3 protein-coding genes are annotated in these 3,338 nt (G+C 40.6%); all 3 read right to left on the reverse strand.

Features of this window, described 5'->3' with window-relative positions:
* Positions 1-472: DUF6088 family protein (locus AC1MDJ_RS07095; protein WP_479690228.1), on the reverse strand; the 472-nt coding region annotated here is incomplete at its 3' end.
* Between the two features lie 530 nt (positions 473-1,002).
* Positions 1,003-1,590: a hypothetical protein gene (locus tag AC1MDJ_RS07100; RefSeq protein ID WP_479690229.1), complete on the reverse strand. Its 588-nt coding sequence runs from the start codon at positions 1,588-1,590 to the stop codon at positions 1,003-1,005.
* A gap of 63 nt (positions 1,591-1,653) precedes the next feature.
* Positions 1,654-3,338: hypothetical protein (locus AC1MDJ_RS07105; protein ID WP_479690230.1), on the reverse strand; the 1,685-nt coding region annotated here is incomplete at its 5' end.

A 3,338-nucleotide genomic window follows, 5' to 3' on the forward strand; every position in this document is an offset into this window, starting at 1 on the left:
TCTTGCCCAGCGATTTCAGCGCTTGGATTACAAGGTTTGCCTGCTCGTTGCCTATGACGCTTTCGCGCAACATCCTATGGCGGAATTCAAGCGTGGTGTTTCCGATTTTGTATTTTCGCGGGCTTCCGCTGGAAATAAAAATATAGCGCGCCGGTACCTGCGTTGAAAGATTCAGATAATTCAGCGCGGTATTGCCTTCGGGGAAAATCGTCCAGTTATATTTGCGGGCAAGCGCATACGCGACCCGCTGTATATCCGGCGCAACTATTTCCTGCAAAAGCGTGCTATACGACGGATAATAGTAAAGTCCGGGAAGAATGCGTGCAATTTTTTCTTCCCGCTCCAACTCACGCAAAGTCTGGTCAATTTCCCACCGCTTAAAATCTTTTGTGAAATCAAAGGCGGAAAATACCCAGTTTTTCCCCCTATACTGAATCCTATCAAATATGCGGATTTTAGCCGTTTGAGCCATATTTATACCCTTTCATTTACTAGAAATATACTATATTTTTTCTAGAAAGTCCAGCGGAGAAATACAGAATTATTTTGCTAATTTCCTGTTTGTATGGATTTTGCGCTTTTGATTCAGTTCCTATTGCTATTATTTTTACTTGATTTAGAATATAACCGAAGGGAGATTCTTTTATGGAATCGCTCTTTTTTGTATCAACCACAGAACAAAAGGGAACTGAAAATGACACCATATCCCCAAATCAAAAAGGACTATCTGACCCTTGCCGATTTCTACAAATATAGTATATTTTTTGTAGAAAGTCCAGCAGTATTTAGCAGAAAAAAGTATAGTTTTTTCTACTAGAAATATAGCATCTTTTTTCTAGTAGGCTCTGTGGCATTTCCGACATACTTCCTATTGCTATTGTTTTTCCTTGATTTAGAATATAACCGAAGGGAGATTCTTTTATGGAATCGCCCTTTTTTTGTATCAACCACAGAACAAAAGGGAACTGAAAATGACACCATATTCCCAAATCAAAGTTGCCGTTAGTAACATTCTGATGGGAGCAACATATCCATTGCGTATATTTCACCGCGCAATGCCCTATGTTTGCCAGTTTCTTCATTTTTTTCATAATAGCGCAATAGCCTATCGGCGTTTTCCCTGTCATCGTCTCCATCCATCATCATTAGGTCGTGCAAGTGCGTATCATGAATGCCACGTCTTTCACGCTCAGCTAGTTCTAGCCCACGTGAACCCATAATCAACAGCTCTGGAGTGATATTTTGAGATGCGTTCTGTTCTATGTAGTCAAGCATAAATGATAGCTTGTCTGCGCCGTAGCCTGTAGCTTCGCCTATATTAACGCTGGAGTTTAGAATATCATGCAACTTGCGAAATATTGACATATATAGGCGGGCGTTATCAATAGATATAGCTTCCCTAGGTAGTCGTTCTAGTGCCATACACTCCACCTCACTATCGCTCATACCGGAATACCTATAACGCTTGCCGTTATACTGTTTAGTAGCAAACTTGTGCGATAACTCACGCACAGTGTCTTCAAAAGACTGTTGTTTCAGAAAAGATTGCTGTTTCGCTTCTAGTGGCTCTGTGATGACCTCTTGATACATTTAGCACCTCTGCTTATATCTGCCATTATCGGCAGGAGCTACTAAAAAGTTAAATTATAATAGCTAGCGCGAGAATAGGTATAGGTGGTTGCCGAGTGGAGTATCGCTGGTATAACCCTGTTTCAGCACGAACTGTTCTATGAGTGCATCAAAGTTTTCGTGAGGTGCAGGGATATTAAAGATAACAAGCCTGTCAGAGTTTGCTTCCTTAATGGCACTAGCTAACTTTTCATAATTTTTATCCCAATTTTGTTGGTCTAGTTTGAATATTATCCCGCTATCAAACTTCATAATATGGTGTATTGTTCTGTGTATGCCCATCTCATCGTTGCCGATAAATGCAATGCATGGCACGTTGTAGTATCCATTGGCAGACGCTCCTGCGTCTGGTATATCAATAAATGGTTTCTCCTTGCCGATAGCAACAATAAGCGTTAGAACAAACAGACAGCCCGCAAGCAAGTTGCGAGGCAGTATAATGCCCTCGCTAGCAATGAATAGAGCAGAGATTACAAACAGGCTTACTACAGGCATAATTGGAAAGATATATCTAACACCGTGCCACGGGGTGCCGAAATAAGAAATTGTTAGTATGTAACAACAAACAGCTAAAAACAGACAACCTAAAAGTTGCAAATCACTCAATCGCCGTTTATGAACTGCTAATATAAACATAGCCACTACTGCAAATGCCAAAACGGGGAGTGTGCCCGCAAGAAAAGAAGTGTTTATATCCCTAATGTAGCCTAACAGATGAGGCATAAACATAGATTTAGTGCGTCCTACAGAAATTACACTAAAAATTTGCGGGTATGCCAAAAGAAACAAGCCAGCACTCACAAGTGCGGTAACAATACACCGTTTAATTTCAGAGAATCTTTTAGCTTTTAATAGATAGATGAGTATTAGTCCTGCAACAGAAGCGCACCATATAATAAAGTATAGGTGAGAATAAGCACCTAAAAAGAACACGGCGCCTAGTGCTATATAATACCTGCCACTAACTTTTGCCTGTTTAGTCAGATATACCGCTAGATAGACTAGTGCTGTGCAGAAGAATGCCACTACACAATATTGTTTGACGTATGTTACGGTTATGATTGCAATGTGGCTAAAACCATAAAGTAGCACGGGGAGGATAGCCAGTAGCTTATCGGGTAGCAGTAATGCTGATAGACGCCATAGCACAATACAAACACCCACAAACCAAAACATATTTACAGCAACACCAAGCCATAAACTAAACGTGTCAGGAAAGAGTGATGACACAAGGTGTAATTGTATATGGTAAAAGGTTGGTGTCCACTCCTGAATAGTCTGCAATGAATGGGAGAATGCCAAGTTAAACAGGTATGACAGGTTCATCTCTGATGTCTGTGCGCTCAGATATTCAAGGTAGTAGCTACCTATTTGCCACGTATCAAATAGTGAAAGCTCGCTAGACGCAATGCCATTAGCAGCCCAAAAAGCTAGTATTTCATCCTTAAATATGCTTGTTTTCTGTGTATTGTAGTAGGCGATTATCCCTAGTTGTAAAGCTATGGTTAGGGCTAGAAGTGCCCAATTAGGACAGCTTTTAATACGCATGTAAGCGTCTTTATAAAAGAATAGGTATAAGAGCAATATTGATATAGTGGTTAGGCTAATAAATAGCGGTAGAAAGCTGTCTGGCAGGGGTGGATATTTGCTCAAAATAGCTCTATCAACACTTGGCGCAACTCGCGTTGGCAAAGTAACGTTGAAGTTAG

Source organism: Candidatus Termitispirillum reticulitermitis (assembly GCF_054655775.1).